Below are 25,435 nucleotides of genomic sequence, written 5' to 3' on the forward strand. Positions count from 1 at the left end.
GGCCCATCTGCCTATCTTCAGGCATTAAAAAGCCGGCTTGTGGGCGGCGTTTTTGATTGTCCAGTGTGTTGATTTATATGGATTTATTTTTTAGTTAAGTATCTATCCCCCCACTTGTCCCCCCATCCTGGTTCTGCGTGCAGTCGTCCGTCTTTTGAGCGTATGGACAGATGAACTGGGAGACTGATACCTTATCAAAAGGTAATACCTTTAGATAACGAGGGTTCGGCTATGGCCACTTCTATCAAAATTGATGACGAGCTGAAAAATCGCATTCAGCACCTAGCTGGTCTCCGTCAACGTTCGTCCCACTGGATTATGCGCGAAGCGATAGCGCAGTATGTCGAGCGCGAAGAGGCCCGCGAGGGCTTTAAACAGGAAGCCTTGGCGTCGTGGGCAGCGTATCAGGAAACGGGGCGGCATCTGACCGGCCAAGAGACTCGGACCTGGCTAAATACATGGGGCACCGATGCTGAGGCGGAGCTTCCCAAGTGCCACGATTGATTATCACTGAAGGCGCTGCGCAAGGGCTGGAGCGTTGCCGTCAGTTTCTTGTCGAGAAAGGTCCGCAGGTAGCTCGGCGTGCTGCCCAGGCGATTGAGCGACAACTCGCGCTACTGGAAGAAGGTCCGGAAGTAGGTCGCCCATTCCCAGAACTGCCGGAACTGCGTGAGCTGATAATCGAGTTCGGTGATTCGGGTTATGTTGCGCTCTATCGGCATGAGCGGGCGGATGACGCTGTTTATGTACTGGCCTTTCGGCATCAGAAAGAAGTCGGTTACTGAGTATTTGTCCTTGCAACCACGGTGTCATAGTCCAAAGCATGGCTGGATAGGACTGATAATCATGCGCTATGACTAGCTTCGACTGGTAATGTCGCTTGTGCATTTAGAGGTCGGTTTCTCAGCTAACTCTCCCAAGAAGCGATGCGGAAAATCTCTCGATAGGCTTGGCAATCTTGCTCCCCATTGCCCTGTCTCGCCGAGATAGTCGGAAGTGAGTAAAGCTGCATCTATTGATATAGCTATTAACTATCTATTATGAATTCCTAATAGCAATCATCATCGCTATCCCTCAGCATGGACTACCAGCAGAGGAAAAGGAGAACGGTTAAAAAATCCACATCACGTACTAGGTATGAGTCAATCAACCAGGTACCCACCATGAGCAATAGTAAGACCTACACCCACCTCTCCCAATCCGACATTGCCCTTCAAATCGAGTCACTCGTCCAGGCTATCGAGAAGACCGACGCACCAGCATTCCGAATCACGCAAAGCCGATCAGGCTATGAGCGTCTCGAAGAGACCAAACTCTCCCGGTACTTCACTCACATCAAGCAAATGGTCGACCTGTTCGATGATCGGGTGGAGTACAGCTACAGCGAGCACCTGCAAGCATTCAGGGAGGCTTGCCAGGACGTAGGCCTTGAGCGTCGTCTTGACGGTCCTATCTGTCCGAATGAACTGGGTACGGCTTACCTGGATCACCACCACAGTATGAACGTACTGACGGCACGAATCCGTCAATTGACCCGTGAGCTGCGGTATCGGCGCAAGAGTGGGGATCGAAGCGTTGAGGCGCGTAAGCAGGAGAAGGAGATCACTGGGTACACGGATGCTCTGATGAGCCTTTATTCGCGTACTACAATCGTCAGAGTCAATCTTTACTATCGTTCAGAGGCTCAGGCCAGGCTACGAGTTGAGCACGTCTTTGATGATCTGCAGCAGTTAGTTACCGCGCATAAACGAAATCCGATCTTTGAACATCTTATCGGCTACATCTACTCGGTGGAGCAAGGTGACCGGAATGATGGTCAGGGTTACCACATCCATGCAGCCTACTTCTTCAATGGTAACATAGTGTGCCGGGATGTCTGTAAGGCAACTAGGATTGGCAAGCTGTGGGAGGAGATCACTCGTCGTCAGGGCTATGCCCACAGCTGCAACCATGATAAGGAACAGTACGGCGACAAGCTAGGCATCGGCCAGATCCATAGGGAGGATCAGTCGAAGCGGCCTAATACCCACGAGGCAATGAGGTACCTGGTCAAGGACGATCAGCACCTGCGCTTGAAGCCTGCGGGGGCTCGCTGTCTGCGCAAGGGGACTCTTAGTCGTTCTCGTCGGTGATGGTTCGGTGCTGCTTGCTGAGCTGGTATGAAAGCTACGGGCCTCGACACCTATGCGTGGTGCCATCAAAATAGCCCTAGTGCCGCTTCCGCTTGATATATCACCCCTCGAAGGTGTTGAACTGGGACGCAAGAATTTTATTCAGCCTTCTCCATTCGGTTCTTGAAATATTGCTGCTAGCCTCAGGGCAACAGTGTCGATTCTACGGTCTGAGTGGCAACGCAGAATATCGTTGAAATGCTCGTCGGTGTTATTGAAGGGATGCCCAGGGGTTAGTTCGAAAGTTTCTCCTCGTGGGTCAGATATATCCCATGATCGGTGGTCCGTGAGCTAGAAGTTGGGCTATTTGCTGGCTGATATAGAGAAAGTGCGTCTGTAAAAAGCAAAAACCCGGGTCGAACCCGGGTTTTCGGTTGAGTCACTCGGTTGAGTCCTTTTGGGGTATGAATTGAGCAATGCTGCTCTCAGACCGGCGTTGGTTTCTTTGAGGCTTTTTTTGCGAAGCCAGGTTTAATTGGCATCTATATCCAGTGCTCGCTTGTAACTTATCTGATTTTCAATATTAGTAATATAGCTTTCGATATGTGGAAATGCACCGCTAGACTTGAGCAGATTAAGTGCGCCTTTCACTACAAAACCCAGCATGAAGTCTGCTCCTGTGAGTCTGTCTTCGACTAAAAATTTTTTATTATTCAAGTGATTGTTTAGGTATGAAAAAACTTTGTTGAATTCAATTTCTGCATAGTTCTTGAGGAATTTTAGGTCGGTTCCGGATCGTGTTTCGAACTCATTGAATATTTTAAGTAGGAGCGGGAGCATCGCTGAGCTCTCTGAGAAGTGTATCCATTGTAGGTAGTCAATATATTCTGGACTTTTTTCGTTTGGTGCTAGATGGGGGGCGAATTCTTTAATCAAAACTTCTGTAATCGACCCTGACTCCGCAATTATCTTGCCGTCGAGCTCAATAACCGGAGATTTGCCTAGCGGGTGAATGTCCTTCAGGGTTTCGGGGGCCAGATGGGTTTCTTTATCACGCTGATACCGAATGATTTCATATGGTTGGCCTATTTCTTCCAGTAGCCACAGAATACGAAACGACCTAGAATCATTTAGATGGTGGAGTTTTATCATCGTTATTACGCCTTGTAAGTTATCGTGGGAGGGGAGGTGTGCTTTGTATGAGGGATCTCGGCAGGGGGGAGCCAGCAACCGGCGATCAAAAATTTTATCTATCACTAAGCGACCAGTCTACTGGCATGGCAAGCTGAGTGCGGCGATGCCCTTTAGGTTCCCTCCGGATCCACTGAGGTCTCTATCCAGCGGCTTTCCTTCTGGGCACGAGCGAAGGGCGGTTTGAAGGTTCCCCGTTAGCTTCAGGTAGGTGCTTCGCCGTACTGCGCCGCCATGAGCTCGCTGTGTGTGGGTTGGTCTGTATACTGTCTGGGTGTCATCAAGAATGGCTAACAATTCTCTCAGAAATTCACTATAGACGACTGGTCTATTTATTGATACATTAATCCGATGAAACTACGTTACGACGATACGCGTCAGCATCTACTCGATACCGGCCACCGCATGATGGTGGTTAAGGGCTTCACTGGTGTGGGCCTTAACGAGATTTTGCAGGCCGCTAACGTGCCGAAAGGCTCGTTTTACCATTATTTTAAGTCCAAAGAGCAGTACGGCCAGTCGTTGCTTGAGGATTACTTTCGCAATTATTTGGCGAGCATGGATGAGCGTTTTGCCGTCACGGGCAACACGGCTCGCGAGCGCCTGATGGGGTATTGGCAGAAGTGGCTAGACAGCTACTGCGAGCCCTGCGACGACCAGAAGTGCCTGGTGGTGAAGCTGAGCGCAGAGGTAGCTGATCTTTCGGAGCCCATGCGCCTCACGCTGCGCGATGGTGCAGATCAAATCATTGCGCGGATTTCTGAATGTATTGAGCAGGGGCAGCGAGACGGTTCTCTGACAATGGGCGATGCTTTCCACACTGCGACGGCCCTTTACCAGTTGTGGCTCCGTGCGAGTCTTCTGAGCAAGCTACACCTTAATAGTCGGCCGCTGAAAAACGCCATGGCCACAACTCAGACCCTTCTGACCTCTGACAACATCTGGTGGAGAGGTTGCCCACCTGTTGGTGGGCATTTTTTTCACTGACCAACTAGTCGACTGGTCTAATTCGGGTGATCGAGACAACCCCAACTTCAGCAACCCCAGGAGTTTGCACATGCCCCAATCAAAGCTAATCAATCGGCGCGTCGTTCTGGCCTCACGTCCCCACGGTGCGCCTCTCGAAGCGAATTTTCGCATTGAGCAAAGCCCCATTCCTGAGCCAGCAGAAGGGCAGGTTCTGTTGCGTACCGTTTACCTCTCACTTGACCCTTACATGCGTGGTCGCATGAGTGATGCACCGTCCTATGCTGCGCCGGTGGAAGTCGGTGGAGTGATTGTGGGTGGCACTGTATGCCGTGTGGAGGCTTCGAAAAACCCGGCCTACAAGGTCGGTGACTGGGTGCTGTCCTTTGCTGGCTGGCAGGACTACACGCTGTCCGATGGAAGCGATCTGACCGCGTTGGGTGAGTCGCCGGCGCATCCTTCTTATGCCTTGGGCATCTTTGGCATGCCGGGCTTCACCGCTTATATGGGCTTGCTCGATATTGGCCGGCCGCAGGCGGGTGAAACCCTGGTGGTGGCGGCGGCCACCGGGCCGGTCGGCGCGACTGTGGGGCAGATCGGCAAGATCAAGGGCTGCCATGTGGTCGGTGTCGCCGGTGGCGCGGAAAAATGCCGGCATGCGGTCGAGGTGCTGGGTTTTGATGCCTGTCTAGATCACCGTGCGCCGGACTTCGCCGAGCAACTGGCCAAGGCCTGCCCGGCAGGTATCGACATCTACTTCGAGAATGTCGGCGGCAAGGTCTTCGATGCGGTGCTGCCGCTGCTCAATACCAAGGCCCGAGTGCCCGTCTGCGGCATTATTGCGCACTACAACGATACCGCTTTACCCAACGGGCCAGATCGTTTGCCTGCTTTGATGGGCAGCATTCTGCGCAAGCGTATTCATGTGCAGGGGTTCATCATTTTTGATGATTACAGCCACCGCTACGACGAGTTCTTTAACGATATGTCGAGCTGGTTTGCGCAGGGCCGGATTAAATACCGTGAAGAATTAGTGAGTGGTCTGGAGGAGGCGCCTAAGGCCTTTATCGGCCTGCTCGAGGGGCGCAATTTTGGCAAGTTAGTGGTTCGCGTCAGTGAGGACTGATTGCCGCTTGTTGGAATAACACAGGTTATTGCTCTGCCAGCTCAAGCTCCTTGCTGGTAGGGCTTTTTTATTTAAAAAATCCAGATTGCTAAGTTACAGGCAATGCCTGCAGGGGGGGGGTATGCATACACCCAGTAAGCGCTCGCATAAAATAAACGCCATGTTCTGGCGTGTAGTGGTTGGTTGTCTGGGGCTTTACCCAACACTCTTGTTGGTGCTGAGTGTATTAGCCCCGCTGACCCGTGATCTGAGTTTCCCGGTAATGGTGCTGGTGGAAGTGCTGGTATTGGTGCCTGTCACCCAGCTTATTTCCTTTCCATTGGCCGGGTGGCTGGTTGCCCGTTTAAGGCGAATAGATTCGTGAGGGCATGACGCTGTTTAAGTCTGCCTCACGTCGCGCACCCACATGATCAAAGCGATAACCAAGGTTGTCGGCATCAACACTTTAAGCAGAGGAAATACCATGCAAACGTTAATCATCAACGGACAGTCGCAGCAGGTTGACGTTGCCCCCGATATGCCTCTGCTATGGGTCCTGCGCGATGTGCTGGGCCTAACCGGAACCAAGTATGGCTGCGGCATTGCCCAGTGCGGCGTGTGCACCGTGCACCTCGATGGCCAGCCGATTCGTTCGTGCGTGACGCCGATTTCCGCCGTGGCGGGCCGCGCGATCACCACCATTGAGGCCATCGGTGAGACGGTCGTGGGCCAAGCCGTGCAGCAGGCATGGCTGGCGCATGAGGTGGTGCAATGCGGTTACTGCCAATCAGGGCAGATCATGGCCGCCACGGCGCTGCTGCAGAGCCAGCCGAAGCCCGATGATCAGGCAATTGATGCCGCCATGGCGGGCAATCTGTGCCGCTGCGCCACCTACACCCGGATTCGCACGGCCATTCACAGTGTTGGCCAGGTTGAGGAGGCGTGAGATGAAAAAGCCTAACGAAGTGACTGTTGATATGTCCCGTCGCCGCCTCTTGCAGGGCAGCGGTATCGCCCTCGGTGGCTTGGTGTTGAGTACCTGGCTACCGCCGCTGGTGGCCAAAAGCGCAGCCGCCGAGGCGGCTGCGGCAGGTCGGCTTGGTGATCACTCCGCGGAGGGTTACGGTGCCTTTGTCCGCGTTGGCCCCGATGGCGTGGTCACGGTGATCTCGCCGAAAATTGAAATGGGCCAGGGTGCGCAAACCGGTATTGCCATGATGGTCGCCGAGGAGCTGGAAGTGCCCCTGGATCAGGTAGTGATCCAGGAAGCGCCACCGAACTCGGCGCTGTATACCGAAAGCCTGATGCAGTTTCAGGCCACCGGTGGTTCGCCTTCTACTCGTGTTCCCTGGGAGCCGCTGCGTCGGGCGGGCGCTACGGCGCGCATCCTGTTGATCCAGGCGGCTGCTCTGCAATGGCGCGTCGCGGCGAGCCTGTGCCATGCGCAGAACGGCCAGGTGCTTGGCCCCAATGGCCTGCAGGCGGCCTATGGCGACTTGGTCGAGGCGGCTGCGACGCTGCCATTGCCCGACGCAGTGCCGCTGAAAACCCCCGAGCAGTTCAAGTTGCTGGGCACCCCCGCGCAGCGTCTGGATACGCCTGCGAAGGTCAACGGCAAGGCGCACTTTACCATCGACCTGCAAATCCCCGGCATGCTGGTGGCCTCCAGTATCACCTGTCCGGTGTATGGCGGGCGGCTGCTCAACGTTGATGACAGTCAGGCGCGACGAGTGCCTGGGGTGCGCGACATCGTGCGCCTGGACAATGCCGTGGCCGTCACTGCGAGCAACTTCTGGGCCTGTCAGCAGGCCATCAGGGCGCTGAAGATCGAGTGGGACCTCGGCCCACATGCCGCGATTGGTTCAGCGCAGTTGGACCAGGAGCTGCTCGCCGCCAGTAGCCGTGATGGCGTGGTCGCCAAGCGCAGCGGCGACATTGAGCAAGCCAAGCAGCAATCGGCCAGCCAGTTCGAAGCGGTTTACGAGCAGGCGCTGTTGTCCCATTCGCCGCTTGAACCCATGAGTTGTGTGGCCCATGTGCGCAAAGATGCCTGCGAGCTGTGGGTCGGCACCCAAGTACCGGTGTTTGCCCAGCAGACGGCCGCCCAAGTCACCGGGTTGCCCGTGGAAAAAATCCAGGTGCACAACCAATTGATCGGTGGCGCATTCGGCCGGCGTCTGGAGTTTGATTTCATCACCCAAGCGGTGGCCATCGCATGCCAGGCCGATTACCCGATCAAGCTGATCTGGAGCCGTGAGGAAGACATGACCCACGACCTTTACCGGCCGCTGTATGCCGACCGTATGCAGCCCGCCCTCGACGAGCAGGGACGGCCGCTGGGTTGGGAGCACCGCATCGCCGGCGCCTCGATTCTCGCCCGTTATGTCGGCAGCTTGCCGCCCAATGGCGTGGATAGTGATGCCGTGGAAGTGGCGGTAGACCCCATCTACAGCCTGGCGCATTTGCAGGTTCGTTATATCCGCCAGGAGCCGAGCGTTGTGCCCGTGTCCTGGTGGCGCGGCGTGGGCCCGCTGCGCGGCACCTATGCCCTGGAGTGTTTTATTGATGAGCTGGCGCACAACGCCAAGGCCGACCCGGTTGCCTACCGCCTGGAACTGATGGCGGAGCAGCCGCGTGCTCAGGCGGTGCTGCGTTTGCTGGCCGAAAAGACTGACTGGAATAAGCCGTTGCCCGCAGGGCAAGGCCGTGGTGTGGCGGTCAGTGCGGTGTTCGGCAGCTATGTGGCGACCCTGGTTGAACTGGAGATGCAGGGCGACTTGGGCATACGCATCAAGCGGCTGGTCAGTGTGGTGGATTGCGGCTTTGCGACTAACCCGACCTCGGTTAAGGCGCAGATCGAGGGCGGCACGCTGTTCGGACTGTCCGCCTCGCTATTCAACGAAATCCTCATCGAAAACGGCCAGGTGCAGCAGACCAACTTCCACAACTACCGGCAGCTGCGCATCAGCGAAGCGCCGGCGGTGGAGGTGCACCTGCTGCCTAGCTTGGAGGCGCCGGGTGGCGTCGGCGAGGCCGGTACTGCGTTGATCGGTCCGGCCCTGGTCAACGCCCTGTTCGCCGCCTCGGGTCAGCGCATCCGTCGCCTGCCGCTGAGCCGCTTCGGCTACTACCCGGTTTAAGGAGCACTTGATGAAATTAATAAGCAACCTACTGACGCTCGCCAGCGCGGCTCTGCTGGCGCAAGCGGCCTATGCGCAAGAGGACTTGCTGGCTAAGGGCGAATACCTGACGCGCGCTGCCAACTGTGTGGCTTGCCATACCGTGTCTGGCGGTCAACCCTTCGCCGGTGGTGTTGAGTTCAAGCTGCCGTTCGGCTCGCTGTTTTCGCCCAACATTACCCCGGACACGCAAACCGGCATCGGTGCATGGACCGATGACGAGTTCGTCAGTGCGCTGCAGACCGGCATTGGCCGTGACGGCAAGCACTACTACCCGGCGTTTCCCTATACCTCCTACAGCAAGATGTCGCGCGATGACATCCTCGCGATCAAGGGTTATCTCGATAGCCTGGAACCGGTCGAGCAAGCACCGCGCGAAAACCACATCGGCTTCCCGTTCAATCAGCGCTGGGGCATGGTTTTCTGGAATTTGCTGTTCCTTAACGATGAGCCATTTCAGGCGGACAGCCAGCGCTCTGCTGAGTGGAATCGCGGCAAATACCTCGTCGAAGGGCCGGGTCACTGCGGCGAATGCCATTCACCGCGCAACCTGTTTCAGGCTGTCAGCAGCGAGCGCTCGCTGGCCGGTAATCTGATCCAGGGTTGGAACGCCTACAACATCAGTGCCGACCCCGTGCACGGCATTGGTGCCTGGCCCACGGACGTGCTAGCTGGCTATTTGAAGGATGGCGCAGCGCCAGGCCTGGGTTTGTCTTCAGGGCCCATGGCGGAGGTGGTGGAAAACAGCTTGCGCCACCTGACTGACGCTGACCGTCAGGCGATTGCAGTGTTCCTCAAGGACTCGCCACCGCGCAGTGAAGGCGTGCCTCGCCCGCAGCAGGTCACGCTTGCAGAACCGGGCAGCGGCAGCGCACTCGGCAACAAGCTGTTCGCCGAAGCCTGCGCCAGTTGCCACCGCTGGGACGGCACGGGCAACCAGAGCCAGACGGCCATGCTGCTGGGCTTGAAGACGGTCAACGATCCGGCCGCCAGCAACTTGCTCGGCATTCTGTTGAGTGGCCACGGCGCCGCCGACGCCCCAGTGAATCGGCGTATGCCATCGTTCGGCAACATTTATACCGATCAAGAGTTGGCCGCGTTGAGCAGCTTTATGTTGCAGCGTTTCGGCGAGAGTGGTGCGCAGGTTTCGGTGCCGGCTGTGGCTAAGCGCCGGACCGAGTCCCTGCATTGAGCGGAGGTTCTGCATGTCGGGCCTGAACACATTGCTGGATGCGCTCCTGGCCGAGCGCGAGGCTGGCCGCGAAGCGGTGCTTGCGACTGTAGTCAAGGTCGAAGGTTCGGCGTATCGGCGGCCCGGTGCGCGCATGCTGGTGTCGCGCTTCGGCCGGCCCGAGGGCACCATCAGTGGCGGCTGCCTGGAGGCGGAAGTGGCGAAAAAGGCTTGGTGGCTGACCGAAGCCGGGCCGGCGCTGCGCAGCTACAGCACCGCAGAGGCGGATGACGCCAGCGAGGAAGCGCTGAGCTTCGGCCTGGGCTGTAACGGCAAGGTTCACGTGCTGTTCGAGCGCCTGCCGGCCGGCCCTTGCGCCTTGGTCGATGCTTTGCTCAGCGTGCGCGACCGCCAGCAGCCTGCGGCCATCGCCACGGTAATCGCCAGCTCGGGCGCGGCTGCGCCACGCTTAGGCGAGTGTTTGTGCTTGATGCCTGGGCAGGAGGCCGCGGGCGAGTTGCTGCGCTCGGTGCTGGTTGAGCAAATCAGCGCCGACCTGCAGCAGACCTTGCTGCGCGGCAAGTCATCCCGTGGTCTCTACCCGAATGGTCTCGGCGAAGTGGAAGTGCTTCTGGAGTACTTGCCGCCGGTGCGGCGTCTGGTGATCTTCGGCGCGGGCCATGATGCCCAGCCGCTGGTGCGCATGGCCAAGCTGTTGGGTTGGCATGTGACGGTGATCGACGGCCGGGCGCACTTTGCCCGGGCCGAGCGTTTTGCCGAGGCTGACCAGGTGCTGGTCGGCGATGTAGAGCAGCCTTTCGATTACCACGAGCTGGTGCGCGGGGCTGCGGTGGCGGTGATGACCCACAGCCTGGTGCAAGACGCGCATTGGCTAAAGGGTATGTTGCACAGTGAACCCTGCTATGTCGGGCAGTTGGGGCCGCGTGAGCGCACCGAGCGCTTGTTGGCCGGCATCCACGAACAATTGGCTAAACCACAGGACGAGCTGCCGGGGCTGGAATGTTTGCATTATCCGATCGGCCTGGACCTGGGTGGCGACACCCCGGAAAGCGTGGCCATGGCGGTGCTGGCGGAAATTCAGGCAGTGCTCAACGGCCGCAATGGCGGCAGCCTGCGCTTCAGATCTGCGAGCATCCATGACAGCGACCCTGTGCTAATGGCTGGCCGGGATCAAACGGATGTTGCGGCAGAAGGTTGTCGGCTGGTGGCCGTGCAGCGTTAACAATTTATCAACCGAGGAACCCATCAGCATGAGTCAAGCCATACGCGTTGTAGCGATACTGATAGCCAAGGCTGGCAAAGAGTCGCAGGTCGAGCAGATTCTGCGCGCCTGTGTGCAACCATCGCGCGCCGAAGACGGCTGCCTGTCTTACGTCCTGAATCGCTGTATTGAACAGGCCGGGCGTTTTGTCTTCGTCGAGCGCTGGGCCAGCCATGAGGCGATAGCGCGCCATCGGCAGATGCCACATTACACGGCCATGGCCAATGCCTTGGGCGAGCTGCTAAGCGATCGTCAGGTTTATGTGCTTGAAGCGCTGGCGGGGGACATCGACCCCGCCATTGATCCCCGTACGGGCGTTGTCGAGTGATAGTTGATCGACATGGTCGGCGTTTTCGCAAACTTCGTCTGAGTCTGACTGCCGCATGCAATTACGCCTGCACCTACTGTGTGGCCGATGGCCGTCGCTTGGTGGCCGCACGCGATGAGCTGACGTCCGCGTCGATGCTGCGTGCCGTCGAGTTGCTCAGGGATGTTGCCGGGGTTGAGGAACTGCGCATTACCGGCGGCGAGCCGCTGCTGAGTGACCGGCTGGAGCCCTTTCTGCAGGGCGTAGGTAAGCTGGCGTTGCAGGACATTAGCCTGACCACCAATGGCCAGTTGCTGGCCGGCAAACTGCCGTTATTGCGCAGCGCCGGCATCCAGCGGCTCAATGTGTCCCTCGATACGCTCGACCCGAGTGCCTTCCGCACGATCGCCAAGGGCGGCGACCTGCAGACGGTGCTCAACGGCATTGAGCAGGCGCGCCGAGCCGGCATGAGCATCAAGATCAACATGGTGCCGATGCGTGGTAGCAACCTCGATCAAGTTTTGCCCATGTTGGCGTTCTGCCTTCAGCAGGGCTACGAATTGCGTTTTATCGAACTTATGCGCATGGGCCATCTGGCCCAGAATGCAGAGGCTTTTCGTACCCAGTTCGTCGGCCAGCGCGAGCTGCTGGAGCTTATCGGCGAGCGTTATGCCTTCACCCAGGCTGAGGCGCCGGTAGACTCCACCGCGCTGCGTTATAGCGTTGGCGAGCGCGGGGCGTTCGGCATCATTGCCAACGAAAGCGCGCCCTTTTGCCGGAGCTGCAGCCGTCTGCGCCTGTCGTCTACCGGCAGTTTATACGGATGTCTGTCATCCAATCGCGGGCACTTTATGGGCACGCTGTTGGATCTGCCGACTGAGCAGGCACAGCCGCAGCTCACCGCGTTGCTCGGCCGTGCGCTGGCGGACAAGCAGGACGCTACGTTTACCGGCAGCGCGCTGATTATGAAATCGGTGGGTGGCTGAGGTCGTCCGGCCTGTCGACGTCCCGCAGAATGCCGTGGTCATCGAGCGTCACGGCAATCACCTTTTGCGCATGGCTGGCGATCAAGCCCCTGGCCCCATTCTCGCCTTGCAGTTGCATCAGCTCCGGCCAGAAGCGCCGGCCGAACAACACCGGGTGGCCGCGCTGACCCTCGCAGTAAGCCACGACGATATGTTCAGCGTCGGCCTGCGCTCGCAGTTGCCGCAGGGTGGCGGCCGAAATCCACGGCATAATTCCAAGCAGCACCGCCACCGCAGTGGCCTGCGAGTGTGCAAGGCTCTGGATGCCGGCAGCCAAGCTTTAGCCCAAGCCCTTTTTTGCGTGGGCCGCACGTACCAGCTGAACGCCAGGCGGTATAGCCAGGGCCTGGGCATCGTCCTCGGCTTTTAGCACGACTCGAACATCGCTGAAGGCTTCTTGCGTGCGCAGCACTGTTGCGCGTAGCAGGCTGTTGCCGTCGGCCAGCTTGGCGCAGCGTTTGTCGCTGCCGAAGCGCTGCCCGGTGCCGGCGGCGAGTACCAGGCCAATACACTCAGGGTTGCGGCGCGGTTCTGTCATGTTGAAAATCTATGTTGCCCCCTAAAGAAGGTTGGCCGTAGAAGAGCACTTGAAGGGCTTCGCGTCCCTCTCTGGAGTGTGCTGTCTTTTGCGTGTACAGCCCCTGGTTTCAGCGTTGTCAAGTGGCAGTTTTGCTATAGGAGCGTTTTTTCCGCGCACCGCATCACTGGTAATGCTGTTCGATCACTCGAAGCTTCGGATGATCTGATCGTTATTTGGTCAGATTGCTGTTTTTGACATCGGCAAAGACTGAAATCAGTCAGAAATACAAGGGTGTGCAGCCCTAGATTCTTTCTTGCAGCGCCTTGAAGAAGGCATCGATATTCTCATCGTGGCGTTTGTAGTAGGTCCAGGGGCCGATCCGCTGCGATGTCACCAATTGCGCGCGCTGTAGAGCTGCGAGATAAAGCGATGTCGTTGACTGCGAGAGGCCCGTGCGTTCCTGGATGATACTGACGCACACACCTACCGTCTCTGGATCTACCTCCTGCTCGGGAAAGTTTGTCCTGGGATCCTTGAGCCAATTAAGGATGGCTAGGCGCATCGGGTTCGCCAATGCTTTAAGGGCTTCGTTGACATCAATGGTCATAGATTTTTCTATACCTGTTTTTTGCGATATTTAGATATTTTCCTAGTTCGCGTAGAAAATTGGAAGGCGTCTCCGTGACCTCTGCGCGCCCGCCTGTCAAAAAGACTGGCTGCTCTGGACTGAAATCCTATTGCCCTATCAGGTCGGGCTATCGGGCGTCTGTGTGTCGAAGTGCGGGATGATGTGCTTGCCAAGTTCCTCGATAACCTCTGCTGCGGGGCGTTTACCGTACTTGAGGTTCAGGATGACGTGGTCCACACCGATTTCCTCAAGCGTATCCAGTAAGGCCCGAAGATGGTCACGTCCCAGGCGGAATCCAAGATGGATATGCGAGGGCGGCGTGGACGGGTGTTCGTCAAGGTCGATATAAAGCGACTGCAAGAACGGCTTGTTGGTGGGACCACACTGTTTCAATATTTCCTGTCGCCAATCCTCCACGATCAGTCGCTGTATTTTCGGTGGGCGTGGATAGTTGATCCATCCATGGCTTTCGCGCGCGATCCAATCGAGCGACTGGCGGCTGTGTCCGGTTACGAATAGCGGTATTTCACGGGTCGTGGGTTTGGGAATGAGATCGGCCCCCAACAACTCGCCTCCACTCCAGCGAATGGGCTCGAAGTGTGTTCGATGAGCTTGACGTATCACCTCGCAGTTTTCTTGAAAGGTCTCGCCACGCTTTTCGGGATCGATGCTGAATGCGGGAAACTCCACGGGACGATCGCCAGAGGCTACTCCCAGGAGCAAGCGACCTCCGCTCAACTGATCAATGCTTGCTGCGGCCTTTGCCGTGTGCAGGGGATTACGCAGTGTAAGGGCGATGGAGGCCGTGCCTAATGCGATTTTTGTTGTATGGGCGGCCATATATCCCATGTACACCCAAGGGTCGAAAACCTGGCCGACATCGCCGAAGCTTGGGTCCCTGAGTGGGACGTCGCGAAACCAGAGCGCCGAAAAACCAAGCGCCTCTGCACGTTTGGCCAGCGCTACCTGATCTAGCATGCTCGGTGTATCACCTTCGAAAGCCTCTAGGGGAAAGAACAGCCCAAGGCTTAGATGACCCTGCCTGAAGGTTCGTTTGAATCCCCTATGCTCTTGGTAGGGGATCGTGCTCGGTTGGTACATGCTTAACTTCCTCGGTCAGCAAACGCTGAGCCACGCCCCTGAGTTATGGGGCGTGGCATTGAGCGTTTAGGATTTGTAAGTCGGGTAGTCGGTGTAGCCCTTATCGGTACCGCCGTACATGCTGCTTGGATCAACTGGGTTAAGCGGCCAGTTGTTGGCGATACGAGCGGGCAGGTCGGGGTTCGCAATGAAGGGGCGACCAAAAGCGATCAGGTCGCCCCAGCCAGCTTTTATCACGCGATTTCCTCGTTCAGCGGTGTACTTGCCGGCATAGAGAATCTTGCCGCTGAAGGACTTACGAACATCTTCCCGGAACGTCTCAGGCAGCTCGGGGGCGTTTTCCCAATCGGCTTCGGCGAGCGACAGGTAGGCAATGCCCACTTCCTCGAGGATCTTCACGGCCTCGATGTAGGTTTGGTGCGGATCTTCTTCGACCAGACCTAGGTATACGCGGTCTTCGTCTGTGGTCGCGAACAGCGGGGCGAAGCGAACGCCCATGCGCTCCTTGCCGACGACACCAGCAACGGCCAGGGTGATTTCGCGCAGGAAGCGAAGACGGTTCTGCAGCGAGCCGCCATATTCATCATCACGCTGGTTGGTATGGGCCGAAATGAACTGGTTTACCAGGTACCCGTTCGCGCAGTGAAGCTCCACCCCGTCAAAACCTGCGTCCAAGGCATTTCGGGCTGCTTGGGCGTAGAGCTTAACCAGTTCCTTTACCTCCTTGGTGGACAGGGCACGTGGGGTCGATGGGTCGGCCAGTGCACCCGTGCCGGGGCCAGTTTCGATGAACACCTTGACGTTGTCCGCGCGGATGGCTGATGGCGCGACGGGCGCTTCACCACCGGGCTGCAGCGATGTGTGCGACACGCGGCCTACATGCCAAAGTTGAGCAAAGATCACCCCCCCTTCGGCGTGAACAGCGTCGGTGACCTTACGCCAGCCTTGTATCTGTTCTGGGCTATGAATGCCTGGTGTCCAGGCGTAACCCTGTCCCCGGGGTTCGATCTGGGTGCCCTCGGTCACCATGAAGCCAGCACCGCTGCGCTGACGGTAATAGGTGGCCATTAGGTCGTTCGCAATGTTGCCGGGTTGGGAGCTGCGCGAACGCGTCAGTGGCGGCAGTACGATACGGTTCTTGAGGGTGTATGGGCCCAGCTGAGTGGGTTTGAAAAGTTCTGATTGTGTCATTTCATTTACCTGCATATCTAAAATATTCGATGTTGTAAGCTGAAAAACATGGATCAACGAGGTCAGAAGAGCCCGAGCGGTGCTTCGTTGAGGCTGACGTAGATGTTCTTCTTCTGGCTGTAGGCTTCCAGCATTGACTTGTGAGTTTCCCGTCCCAGGCCAGATTTCTTATAGCCACCAAAGGGGGCGTGGGCAGGGATCTCATGGTAGGTATTTACCCACATACGTCCGGTTTCCACCGCGCGTGCCACACGCAACGCCCGGTTGATGTCTTGGGTCCAGACTGCACCCGCTAGGCCGTACTCGGAGTCGTTGGCCATGGCGATGACCTCCGCTTCATCCTTGAAAGGAATGACGCACAGAACTGGGCCGAAAATTTCCTCGTAGGCGACGCGCATATCGTTGCGAACACCGACCAGAATCGTTGGCTGGATGAAGAAGCCGGCATCGTAATCGGCACCTGTAAGACGACCGCCGCCGATCAGTACCTCGGCACCTTCCTCTTTGGCGATATCGACGTAGCCGAGGATCCGTTCCATCTGGGTCTTGCTGACCTGTGCGCCCATCATGGTGTCCGGGTTCAATGGGTCACCCACACGCACAGCTTCGAACTTATGCTTGAGCTCAGCCAGGAATCGCTCGTAGATGGATTCGTGAACAACCAGCCGAGCGCCGGATTCGCAGACTTGGCCTTGTTTCCAAAGGAGGGGGAGGACTGCGCCTTCCACGGCCTTGTCCCAGTTCGCATCGGGGAAAACGATGTTGGCCGACTTGCCGCCCAGTTCAAGGGTGGCGGGAATTATTTTCTTCGCTGCCGCATTGGCGACGAGTTCGCCGACACGCGTCGAGCCGGTGAAGGCAAGCTTGCGTAGGTCCGGATGATCCAGTAACGCCTGTCCAACTGTGGTGCCTAAGCCTGTGACGATGTTGACCACGCCGGCCGGAAGTACCTTGGCGAAGATCTTCGCTAGTTCAAGGATGGTTACCGGGGTCAGCTCAGAAGGTTTGATAACTACGGTGTTACCCGCCGCGATGGCTGGAGCGATCTTCCAGGCGGCCATAAGAAGCGGGAAGTTCCACGGAATCACTTGGCCCACGACGCCGAGGGGTTCACTGAGAGCGATGCTGAGTGTTTGCTCATCCAGCATGACCGCCTCATCCGATTGGCTGCGGATTACGCCAGCGAAGTAGCGGAAGTGATCAATCGCCAGTGGGATGTCGACGGAGCGACTTTCACGAATGGGTTTGCCTACATCAAGGGTTTCCAGAACCGCGAACCGATCGGCATCGGCTTCCAGTAGGTCGGCGATCTTCAACAGCGCATTGGCGCGTTCCGCTGGTGAGGTGGTACGCCAGGTCACGAAGGCGCGCTGTGCGGCCTGCACAGCGCGGTCGACGTCGGCAGCTGTGGCGTTTGGAATGTTGGTGAGAATTTTTCCGTTGGCGGGGTTGATAATGTCGAGGGTTTCACCGTGTTCGGCCGTAACCCACTGGTTGTCGATAAACAGGCCGTAGCAGCTGTCGGGAAGGTGATTCGGATGGGTATCGCTGGAATCTTTCATGGGGTACCTCCTGAGGTGCCTAGGGTGGTTTACGAATCCAGGCTATTCGTAATATTCACATATGTCAATATGCAGCTTTGTATTCCGGCACTTATGCATATCTCCGCACCCTTGCAGCTCACTTCTGGATCAGCCGGGAACGCGCCGTGCTTCGCGCCAGGCGCGCCTATGTAGTCCATTCGCTTAGTCGTGTGCCCAGTGCTTCTCTTCGAAGCTGTATTCGTGACTAGCGAACGCATCGCCGGCCGCAGATGAAATTCTAAGCATGGTGTGTTCGTCTCGGAGAATAATGCATGAGACTTCAGGCTGATAAATGGCCACTCGCACATCCGGTATGTGCTCCAAGTACTTTTCGCTCAATTCAGCTAGGGCGTTCGGATAGACCCCGTGTCCTCTCTGAGCTACTCAACCGTCTGCACGATGGGGATAGCCATGTTTGGCGTCAGTTTATTGGTCTGATTGACCGCTGTGTATGTACCACCTATCCACTCGTCAATACGCTTGTACCGTCGAGGGCTGGTTGAAAGCTATTGGCCTTGATCCAGAAATGTATGGCGCTCACACAATGAAACGTACGAAGGCATAACTGATCTATCGCCGGGCGAAGAGCCTGCAGGCGGTTCAACTACTGCTCGGTCATACGAAGCTGGAGTGCCTGCGAAGGCAGGCACTCATAACTGGCTTCGTCGTTGAACTCTGTCGATTGCCCGGCCACAAAATGTAGCTACCGGACCAGGCTGTGTTAAAACGTTTTAGAACAGGTGTAACTGTCACAATCTGGGAGGAAATTGCGTTTCTACGCAATTTTTTGTGTCTGCGGGCCAGCCAAGGACAGACAGATTTTACTTGGCAACGCAGCCCTCAAAGCGGTGGGTGCTCGCGTTTTTACACAGCCTGGGCCAGGAACCGACATTAGAGCGCTCACGTTTTGATCAGCACATCTAATTTTAGGCCTGTAGTGAGTCCGGTATAAGAAGGAGCTGCAGCCTTGGAAGCCCTTGGGCAGCTACCTTGATTTCGGACACTTCAATCTTGACCTCCCGGAGATGTCACAGCGAAGGTCTGTTGATGGCAGGGGCGAGTACGTCGATCGACAATGGGAGTTTGAAGTTAATGCTCAGCCCCCTTGGACGTGCCGCTGGCTGGCAGCGGCCGAGTGAGTAGTGGCTAGTCGATCAGCGTCAGGGTGACGTCGATATTGCCGCGAGTAGCGTTTGAATAAGGGCATACTATGTGTGCGCGGTCGATCAAAGTCAGTGCTTGCTCGCGGTCCATGCCTGGCAAGCGGATGCGCAGTTCAGCTTCGATGCCAAAACCGTCAGGGATAGCACCGATGCCGATGACTCCTTCAACCGATGCGTCTGCAGGCATAGCCAGCTTGTCGCGACCGGCAACGAACTTCATTGCGCCGATAAAGCAGGCCGAGTAGCCCGCCGCAAACAGCTGCTCTGGGTTGGTGCCTTTGCCGCCGGCACCTCCGAGTTCTTTCGGAGTAGCTAGGGCGACATCGAGCGCGCCATCGGAGGAGACAGTATGGCCGTCACGGCCACCGAAGGTTTCGGCATAGGCACGGTAAACAACGGTTTGAATCGACATTGGGAAATCCTCTAGGGTTGGTTTTTAAGTCGTTGCAGTGTCAGGTGATCGGTTAGGCTTCGTAGCAGGGCGGCGCTTAACGCAAATATATTTTTGTAACTAAAAGAAGGATATAAGTGCTCTGGTCGCAATCAAATAATTTTCCACTTTAAAATCTGCGAAGGATTAAATTAGCCAAAAATACATGATTACGTCAGGACGCCTATAGGTACTGCATGTTGATATTATTTGGACGGATTTATATATGGAATTGATTTGTGCTAATAATGTGGCTGGCCAAATTTTAGAAGAGTTGATCAGCAACTCTATCAAGAGATAGCTTTAGTAGGTTTTACTACCATTCTATGACGATTTTTCCGAAGTGGTTGCCGCTTTCTTGGAAGCGGAAAGCATCTGCCAGTTGTTCTAATTTGAAACTCTGGTCGATAATCGGACGAATATTATTTTGCTCCAGCGCTGTTATGTACTCCTGTTGTAGGCGACGACTTCCTACAATCAGCCCCTGAATGCGCGCTTGCTTTGCCATGAGCTCCATAGTTGGAACTTCACCTTCTCGTCCGGTTAGTACACCGATCAAAGCAATATGACCTCCAACACGAACAGATTTTATCGATTGTGCGAGAGTGCCAGGGCCGCCGACTTCAACTACGTGATCAACACCGTGCCCACCTGTTAGTGCTAAAACCTTCTCGCCCCACTCAGGGGTTTGCCGATAGTTGATTAGCTCATCTACGCCAAGGAGTCGTGTTCGTTCGAGTTTTTTATCAGAGGAGGATGTGTTGATTACACGTGCTCCCATAGCTTTGGCTATTTGGATGGCAGCCACTGAGACGCCTCCAGTACCAAGTATGAGTACGGATGCGCCCGCTTTGAGCTGGCCATCAGTCACCAGCGCGCGCCACGCTGTAAGCCCTGCAGTTGTGATCGTTGAGGCTTCAGCATGAGACCAACCCTGAGGAGCCAGTGTGAAATAACTGGCCGGTCGTACCGTGTACTCGGTGGCGTAGCCATCGATGCCGTCACCTGGCGTTCCCCGGAAGTTTCCGACGGCGGCGAAAGGTAATCCATCCTGCCATTGTGGAAAGAAGCAGGAAACTACGTGATCGCCAACCTTAAATTCGCTAACTGCTTCACCAACAGCTTCGACTACGCCAGCGCCGTCGGACATGAGGATGCGTCTATCGGCTGTATCAATGCTTCCATTCGCGACTAGTAGATCGTGGAAGTTAAGTGAAGACGCATGCAGTGCAACGCGGATCTGGCCTGATCCTGGCTGACCAGGATCAGGAAGGTTATGCAGTTCCAGACGGTCCAAGCCACCGGGGGCGCGTAAAACAATCGCTTTCATATCGTTGCACCTTTTTCATAAATTTTATTGCAATGAAGTTCTGACAATCGCTTAGCAGAGTTTTTCATGGAGCACCTCTAGGGGAGTCTGAGGTGGTTTTCGAATCTAGATTATTTGTAATATCTACATATGTCAATATGCTGTTTTAAGTGCCTGCAGATACGCTTATATCCGGACCCTGCAGCCTACTTCTCGATCAGCTGGGAGCGCGCCGTGCTTCGCGCCAGGGTTGCCTATGTAGTCCAGCCCCCCTTGATCTATTCATCAAGGAGGCTGGCTGCATCAGGTATTGATGTTTGCGTTGATGTGCAGATGAAGTTAGAACGGCGCGTCAATATCGATGACGCTAATCAGCTTGTGATTGACGAATTCCTTGATGCCCAAGCCGATTAGCTCGCGCCCGTAGCCGGAGCGTTTGATACCACCGAAGGGTAGGTTGGCCCTCGAGGTGCTGGGATGGTTGACGAACACCATACCAGTGGAGATGCGTTTGGCCACCTCGGCGCCATGCTTGGTATCGGCGGTGAATACCGAGCCGCCCAGACCGAACGGCGAATCGTTGGCAATACGCACCGCGTCCTGCTCGTCCCTGGCACGGAAGATCATCGACACTGGGCCGAAGAACTCCCAGTAATAGGCGGGATTATCGGGCTCTACGTCAGTCAGGATAGTTGGTTGCACGAAGGCCCCCAGTCTAGGGACTCTGGGGCCGACTTCGGTGGCTCTCGCGCCGTGAGCGACTGCCACCTGGATCTTCTGACGAATCTCGTCGGCGGCGGCCTGCGATGACAAAGGGGCCAGCGTGGTTTCCTGGGCAAAGGGATCACCAGCCTTAAGCTGCGCCACTCCTTCTGTGTAGCGACTCAGAAACTCCTCATAGACCTCGTCCACCACAATCATGCGTTTGGAGGAAATACACACCTGTCCAGCGTTCCAGTGACGCCCGATTACGGCCCACTTCACAGTCTTATCCAGCTCGGCATCGCGCAGTACCACGAAGGCATCTGCACCACCTAGTTCCAGGGTCGACTTCTTCAACGCCTTGCCGGCCTGCGCAGCAATGATGGCGCCTGCTCCTTCAGAGCCAGTCAGAGCGACACCATGAACACGATCATCGCTGATAATGCTTTCGATCTGTTGACGCGTTGCGTAGAGATTGCGGAAAGCTCCCGAGGGTAAGCCCGCATCTAGCATCAACTGTTCGAAGGCTGCAGCACACTGCGGTACGTTTGACGCATGTTTGAGCAGTAGGGTGTTGCCGGCTGCTAATTGCGGAGCGAGGATGCGTGCTACTTGGTAGTAGGGGAAGTTCCATGGTTCGATGGCTAGAATGATTCCCAGCGGCTCGTGAGTTAAAGTTGCCTCTCCCTCGGACGGTTCTGCAACAGGGAGTTTCTCTGGAGCTAGCAGCCCCTCCGCATGCTTAGCGTAATACTCTAAAATTCGCGCTGAAATCTCGACTTCGCCCAAAGCTTCAGCGGTGATCTTGCCCATCTCTAAGGTTAGCAGGTGGGCATAGTCGCTGGCCTGGGCGCGTAGCAGCTCAGCTGCCCGCTGGAGAATGGCACTGCGTTCGGTAAAGCTGCGTTCTTTCCAGTCGAGGAACGCGCTATGTGCGTCGTCCAGCGCCTGATTGACCTGGTCGTCGGTGGTTTCTGGGAAGGTCTTGAGCAATTCCCCGTTATAGGGGTTGATAGTGGCGTAAGCCATGTGATTCTCCTACTCGTGGCATGGTGGCATGAAAAGCTCCGGCCTTTCCGTACGTGGGGACAGGGGCTGAAACTCGGATTACTCCACCGGCGTATACCGTTCGAGCCAGTGGGCGTAAGGGGGGGGCAGTACCCATGCGGGGCGCTCGACGCCAAGGGTGCGAGCTGCCGCGTATGACCAATGTGGATCAGCGAGGTGGGCCCGGCCGACCATTACCAGATCAGCCTGGCCATCGCGCACCAAGCGGTCGGCCAGGGCTGGCGACTCGATACCCCAGGCCGCAGCAACGGGAATGCCCGCCTCATGGCGTATGCGTTCGGCGATTGGTGCAAGGAATGCCGGTGCCCAGGGAGTGTCAGTGTTCGGGATGTTGAAGCCCGTGCTAACGTTGACTAGGTCGGCACCTGCGTTCTTGAGTTGCCGTATCAGCGCAATGGCTTCGAGCAGTGTCTGCTCATCCTGGTTGTCGTACTCGATTACGCCGAGGCGTACAGTCAGCGGAAGGTGCTCAGGCCATACTTCGCGCACTGCAGACATGGTTTCGATGAGAAAACGCCTGCGGTTTTCCACGTTGCCACCGTAGCCATCGCTGCGTCGGTTGGAATGCGCAGAGAGAAAACTCTGGCCTAGATAGCCGTGCGCGAAGTGTAGTTCCAGCCATTCGAAACCGGCTGACAAGGCTCGTCGTGCAGCCATGACAAATTCTTCACGCACCTGCGCGATATCGCTCAAGGACATTGCCCTGGGGACCTTTGATAAATGGGCTCCGAAAGCGATGGCAGACGGTGCGATTTTTTGCCAGCCACGGTGGTCGTCTTCGGCTATATGACCATTGCCCTCCCAAGGCCGATTCGCGCTTGCTTTGCGACCTGCATGAGCGAGCTGAATACCCGCTACGGAACCAGCTGCCTTAATTGCCTGGGCAATGGGGATGAAGGCTTCGCCTTGCTTGTCGCTCCATAACCCAGCACAACTGGGTGTGATTCGCCCCTCAGGTGAGACTGCGGTCGCTTCAACTATCACTAGTCCTGCTCCGCCACGCGCGATACTCGCGTAATGGATGTGGTGCCACTCGCTGACCAGCCCCTCGTTGGCCATGTACTGGCACATAGGCGGCACGGCAATGCGGTTACGTAAGCAATGACTTTTTAGTTCGAACGGTTCGAATAGCGCTGACACGATGGTTCTCCGATTGAATTATGGAGGAACTCACCCACATCGCTCGGATAGAACCGTGCAATGAGGCTCCGGAAACCAAGAGGTAGGCTCGTCCAACTAAAGTCCTTAGATCATTTACGGTTTAACTCGCTTGACCTTGCCGTTCTGGAAAGGTGTCTGTCGGTGTAGTTGGTTGGTTGTGAATAAAGCCCGAAGTCTTGCAGTGCGCGGCTATCCGGCCACTGGAACCTTGAGTGTCGGGTGAATGTCGACCAATGGATCACTACCGTTTCAACAAGGAACGGCGAGAGCGCAGCAAAGCAAAGTTGCCAGGTATTAGTGCTCCGGTTCAGGGCGGCGGGAATAGGCATGGGATATCTCACTATCTCAGCGCAGGCCGAAACCTAGGGTGTTTAATGCATCTCGCAATCGGTGTCTTCCGCTCAGTGAATCCGCTCCTTTTACACGTTCCACGGCCTGGCTGGACCAGGAACGGTTTTCGCGTTGTTGACGATGTTGGAAGTCGCTCATCCTTCGGTCATAGGCAGCAACTGAAACCGCCTCTGCCTCGGTGGCCTCATAGCGCTCACGGTGAAGCACCACTGATTGCGCCAGGCGTGGCTTGATCTCGGCGGGCTGTGCCGGATCGGGATGACCGACGCACATGCCAAATACAGCGAAAGTGTCGTTTGGCAGGCCAAGCTCCTCGGACACCGCTTCCGGGTGGTTGCGCATTCCGCCGATGTAAACGATTCCCAGTCCTTGGGCCTCGAAAGCTAGTGCGGCGTTCTGAGCGGCCAGAGCTGCATCTACAACACCGACGGTGTAGCTTTCTAAATAGTCGATACCTGCAGTCGGTGCCTGAAGGGTTCTGGCTAGTCGGCGTAGGCGTGACCAGTCCACGAGCCAGACCAGGAACAGCGGTGCCTGCTCGACATGGCGCTGGTTACCGGACAGTCGGGCAAGCCTCGCGAGACGCTCGCGATCCCGCACGGCGAGCACGCTCCAAGCTTGCAGGTTCGAGGAAGTCGAGGCTGACTGGGCCGCCGCGATCGCCCAGCTCAGCATCTGCTCATCCACAGGAAGATCGCTGTAGGCACGTACTGATCGATGCTGCAACATCTGCGCGATCACGGTGTCGGCAGCAGGTAAGTTAGCTGGCTCGCCATAACGGGCTTGCCAGGCTTTGAGTGCTTCGTCTTGAAGGCTCATGATGGATTGTTCCAGTGCAATGACATGCAAAAGCCGAGATATACGCTCATAACGACTTGTGCACGCATGTCAGTTAGGTGATGTGTCGGTGCCTTCGATTAGAAAAACTCGGTACTCCGCACCGGAGAGACGATGCTTTAGCGCCGCCTGGTAAGCCGGGCTGGCATACCAGGCTCGAGCGGCTGTCATATCTTCGAAACGTAGAATGACCGCTCCCTCGATCGATGGACCTTCCAACACCTCCAGTTGACCGTAGAAAGCCAGACGTGTGACGTCGTGCCCTTCTCGTGCGGCAGGCGCCTCCTGCGCGTAACGTTGCAGTTCAGCAGCGTCGGTGGTGTGCTCGCGGGTGAAAACCACGTAGGCGGACATCGGGCCTCCTTAGCTCAGCACGTTGAGCAGCGCGTGGGCGGTGGCTTCGGAGGAGGCCGGGTTCTGGCCCGTGATCAGCAGCCCGTCGGTGATGACATGACCCTGCCAGTCGGCGGTCTTGCTGTAGTGGCCGCCCTGAGCCTTGAGCATGTCCTCGACCAGGAACGGCACCACCTGGGTCAGGCCTACAGCCTCCTCTTCGCTGTTGCTGAAGCCGGTGACCGCCTTGCCGGCGACCAATGGCTGGCCGTCGCTGCCCTTGACGTGACGCAGCACCGCGGGCGCATGGCAAACCGCCGCAACAGGCTTGCCGGCGGCGATGGCGCGCTCAATCAAGGCGATGGACGCGGCATCTTCGGCCAAGTCCCACAGCGGGCCATGGCCGCCGGGGTAGAACACAGCATCAAATTCGGCGCCGTTTAAGTCGCTGAGTTTTAGCGTGTTGGCCAGCGCGTGCGTGGCGACTGAATCAATCTCGAAGCGGCGGGTGGCGTCGGTCTGGAAGTCAGGCTCATTGCTCTTTGGGTGGAGCGGTGGCTGGCCGCCATTGGGCGATGCCAGGGTCAGTGTCGCGCCTGCGTCGATAAAGGCGTAGTAGGGCGCGGCCAGCTCTTCGAGCCAGAAACCGGTCTTTTCACCAGTGTTGCCAAGTTGCTCGTGGGAAGTCAGAACGAGGAGGATCTTCATGTGATTTACCTTG

At 56.8% G+C, this 25,435-nt stretch carries 24 protein-coding genes and 2 pseudogenes; 13 read left to right on the forward strand and 13 right to left on the reverse strand.

What is annotated here, in order from left to right; genetic code table 11:
- The first annotated feature begins 231 nt into the window (after positions 1-231).
- From PSES9_RS0111700 to PSES9_RS0111710, 3 genes are all read left to right on the forward strand, one after another.
- Complete coding sequence (locus PSES9_RS0111700) at positions 232-504, forward strand: CopG family ribbon-helix-helix protein (protein WP_010487122.1); 273 nt, start codon at positions 232-234, stop codon at positions 502-504.
- Positions 492-785, forward strand: coding sequence for a type II toxin-antitoxin system RelE/ParE family toxin (locus PSES9_RS0111705; RefSeq protein ID WP_010487124.1), 294 nt, complete (start codon positions 492-494; stop codon positions 783-785). Before PSES9_RS0111700 ends, PSES9_RS0111705 begins: the two co-directional genes overlap by 13 nt.
- A 378-nt stretch (positions 786-1,163) precedes the next feature.
- Positions 1,164-2,132 (forward strand): YagK/YfjJ domain-containing protein, encoded by a 969-nt coding sequence (locus tag PSES9_RS0111710; RefSeq protein WP_010487125.1) that lies wholly within the window; start codon positions 1,164-1,166, stop codon positions 2,130-2,132.
- A gap of 510 nt (positions 2,133-2,642) precedes the next feature.
- Here the strand turns inward: PSES9_RS0111710 and PSES9_RS0111715 are convergent.
- Complete coding sequence (locus PSES9_RS0111715; protein ID WP_238530386.1) at positions 2,643-3,368, reverse strand: glutathione S-transferase family protein; 726 nt, start codon at positions 3,366-3,368, stop codon at positions 2,643-2,645.
- Positions 3,369-3,653: 285 nt separating this feature from the next.
- Here PSES9_RS0111715 and PSES9_RS0111720 point away from each other — a divergent pair, with 285 nt between their 5' ends.
- The 9 genes from PSES9_RS0111720 (at position 3,654) to PSES9_RS0111760 (ending at position 12,298) form a co-directional block, all read left to right on the forward strand.
- Positions 3,654-4,289, forward strand: coding sequence for a TetR/AcrR family transcriptional regulator (locus PSES9_RS0111720; RefSeq protein WP_010487134.1), 636 nt, complete (start codon positions 3,654-3,656; stop codon positions 4,287-4,289).
- Between the two features lie 70 nt (positions 4,290-4,359).
- Positions 4,360-5,394, forward strand: coding sequence for an NADP-dependent oxidoreductase (locus PSES9_RS0111725; protein WP_010487136.1), 1,035 nt, complete (start codon positions 4,360-4,362; stop codon positions 5,392-5,394).
- Positions 5,395-5,515: 121 nt separating this feature from the next.
- A complete protein-coding gene (locus PSES9_RS0111730) occupies positions 5,516-5,758 on the forward strand; it encodes a hypothetical protein (protein WP_004574300.1) in 243 nt (80 codons plus the stop codon).
- A 99-nt stretch (positions 5,759-5,857) separates the two neighbouring features.
- On the forward strand, positions 5,858-6,319 hold the full coding sequence (locus PSES9_RS0111735) for a (2Fe-2S)-binding protein (protein ID WP_010487142.1): 462 nt from the start codon (positions 5,858-5,860) through the stop codon (positions 6,317-6,319).
- A 1-nt stretch (position 6,320) separates the two neighbouring features.
- Positions 6,321-8,513 (forward strand): xanthine dehydrogenase family protein molybdopterin-binding subunit, encoded by a 2,193-nt coding sequence (locus PSES9_RS0111740; RefSeq protein ID WP_010487143.1) that lies wholly within the window; start codon positions 6,321-6,323, stop codon positions 8,511-8,513.
- A gap of 10 nt (positions 8,514-8,523) precedes the next feature.
- Entirely contained in the window at positions 8,524-9,744 is a 1,221-nt protein-coding gene (locus PSES9_RS0111745; RefSeq protein WP_010487144.1) for a cytochrome c, read from the forward strand.
- Between the two features lie 13 nt (positions 9,745-9,757).
- The gene (locus tag PSES9_RS0111750) at positions 9,758-10,966 is read left to right on the forward strand and encodes an XdhC family protein (RefSeq protein ID WP_010487145.1); all 1,209 of its coding nucleotides are present in this window, start codon (positions 9,758-9,760) and stop codon (positions 10,964-10,966) included.
- Positions 10,967-10,994: 28 nt separating this feature from the next.
- The gene (locus tag PSES9_RS0111755; RefSeq protein ID WP_010487146.1) at positions 10,995-11,333 is read left to right on the forward strand and encodes a putative quinol monooxygenase; all 339 of its coding nucleotides are present in this window, start codon (positions 10,995-10,997) and stop codon (positions 11,331-11,333) included.
- The gene (locus PSES9_RS0111760) at positions 11,330-12,298 is read left to right on the forward strand and encodes a GTP 3',8-cyclase MoaA (protein ID WP_010487148.1); all 969 of its coding nucleotides are present in this window, start codon (positions 11,330-11,332) and stop codon (positions 12,296-12,298) included. The genes PSES9_RS0111755 and PSES9_RS0111760 overlap by 4 nt, the downstream gene beginning before the upstream one ends.
- Here PSES9_RS0111760 and PSES9_RS23435 read toward each other — a convergent pair.
- The 5 genes and pseudogenes from PSES9_RS23435 to PSES9_RS0111785 form a co-directional block, all read right to left on the reverse strand.
- Positions 12,276-12,875 (reverse strand): annotated as a pseudogene (locus tag PSES9_RS23435) (nucleotidyltransferase family protein). The gene PSES9_RS0111760 and the pseudogene PSES9_RS23435 sit on opposite strands and share 23 nt — an antisense overlap.
- A gap of 283 nt (positions 12,876-13,158) precedes the next feature.
- A complete protein-coding gene (locus tag PSES9_RS0111770) occupies positions 13,159-13,464 on the reverse strand; it encodes an ArsR/SmtB family transcription factor (RefSeq protein WP_010487150.1) in 306 nt (101 codons plus the stop codon).
- 138 nt (positions 13,465-13,602) lie between these two features.
- Complete coding sequence (locus PSES9_RS0111775) at positions 13,603-14,586, reverse strand: LLM class oxidoreductase (protein WP_010487153.1); 984 nt, start codon at positions 14,584-14,586, stop codon at positions 13,603-13,605.
- Positions 14,587-14,652: 66 nt separating this feature from the next.
- Positions 14,653-15,777, reverse strand: coding sequence for an alkene reductase (locus PSES9_RS0111780; RefSeq protein WP_010487155.1), 1,125 nt, complete (start codon positions 15,775-15,777; stop codon positions 14,653-14,655).
- A gap of 62 nt (positions 15,778-15,839) precedes the next feature.
- Positions 15,840-17,339 carry an aldehyde dehydrogenase family protein gene (locus PSES9_RS0111785; protein ID WP_010487157.1) on the reverse strand — a complete coding sequence of 500 codons (1,500 nt, stop codon included), beginning with the start codon at positions 17,337-17,339 and terminating at the stop codon, positions 15,840-15,842.
- A gap of 478 nt (positions 17,340-17,817) precedes the next feature.
- Between PSES9_RS0111785 and PSES9_RS25310 the strand changes: the two are divergent.
- Positions 17,818-17,991 (forward strand): annotated as a pseudogene (locus PSES9_RS25310) (integrase); the annotation flags it as partial.
- 515 nt (positions 17,992-18,506) lie between these two features.
- Here PSES9_RS25310 and PSES9_RS0111790 read toward each other — a convergent pair.
- The 7 genes from PSES9_RS0111790 to PSES9_RS0111820 all read right to left on the reverse strand — a co-directional run bounded on the left by PSES9_RS0111790 (position 18,507) and on the right by PSES9_RS0111820 (position 25,422).
- Entirely contained in the window at positions 18,507-18,935 is a 429-nt protein-coding gene (locus PSES9_RS0111790) for an organic hydroperoxide resistance protein (RefSeq protein ID WP_010487159.1), read from the reverse strand.
- Between the two features lie 334 nt (positions 18,936-19,269).
- Positions 19,270-20,283 carry a zinc-dependent alcohol dehydrogenase family protein gene (locus PSES9_RS0111795; RefSeq protein ID WP_010487160.1) on the reverse strand — a complete coding sequence of 338 codons (1,014 nt, stop codon included), beginning with the start codon at positions 20,281-20,283 and terminating at the stop codon, positions 19,270-19,272.
- A gap of 318 nt (positions 20,284-20,601) precedes the next feature.
- Positions 20,602-21,993 (reverse strand): NAD-dependent succinate-semialdehyde dehydrogenase, encoded by a 1,392-nt coding sequence (locus PSES9_RS0111800; protein WP_010487163.1) that lies wholly within the window; start codon positions 21,991-21,993, stop codon positions 20,602-20,604.
- A 78-nt stretch (positions 21,994-22,071) separates the two neighbouring features.
- The gene (locus tag PSES9_RS0111805; RefSeq protein ID WP_010487165.1) at positions 22,072-23,172 is read right to left on the reverse strand and encodes an NADH:flavin oxidoreductase/NADH oxidase; all 1,101 of its coding nucleotides are present in this window, start codon (positions 23,170-23,172) and stop codon (positions 22,072-22,074) included.
- Between the two features lie 366 nt (positions 23,173-23,538).
- Entirely contained in the window at positions 23,539-24,363 is an 825-nt protein-coding gene (locus tag PSES9_RS0111810) for an NADPH-dependent oxidoreductase (RefSeq protein ID WP_010487167.1), read from the reverse strand.
- 69 nt (positions 24,364-24,432) lie between these two features.
- On the reverse strand, positions 24,433-24,735 hold the full coding sequence (locus PSES9_RS0111815) for a DUF1330 domain-containing protein (RefSeq protein WP_010487168.1): 303 nt from the start codon (positions 24,733-24,735) through the stop codon (positions 24,433-24,435).
- Between the two features lie 9 nt (positions 24,736-24,744).
- Complete coding sequence (locus tag PSES9_RS0111820; RefSeq protein WP_010487169.1) at positions 24,745-25,422, reverse strand: type 1 glutamine amidotransferase domain-containing protein; 678 nt, start codon at positions 25,420-25,422, stop codon at positions 24,745-24,747.
- Between the last annotated feature and the right edge of the window lie 13 nt (positions 25,423-25,435).

It is taken from the genome of Pseudomonas sp. S9 (assembly GCF_000222125.1).
GTDB lineage: Bacteria > Pseudomonadota > Gammaproteobacteria > Pseudomonadales > Pseudomonadaceae > Aquipseudomonas > Aquipseudomonas segetis.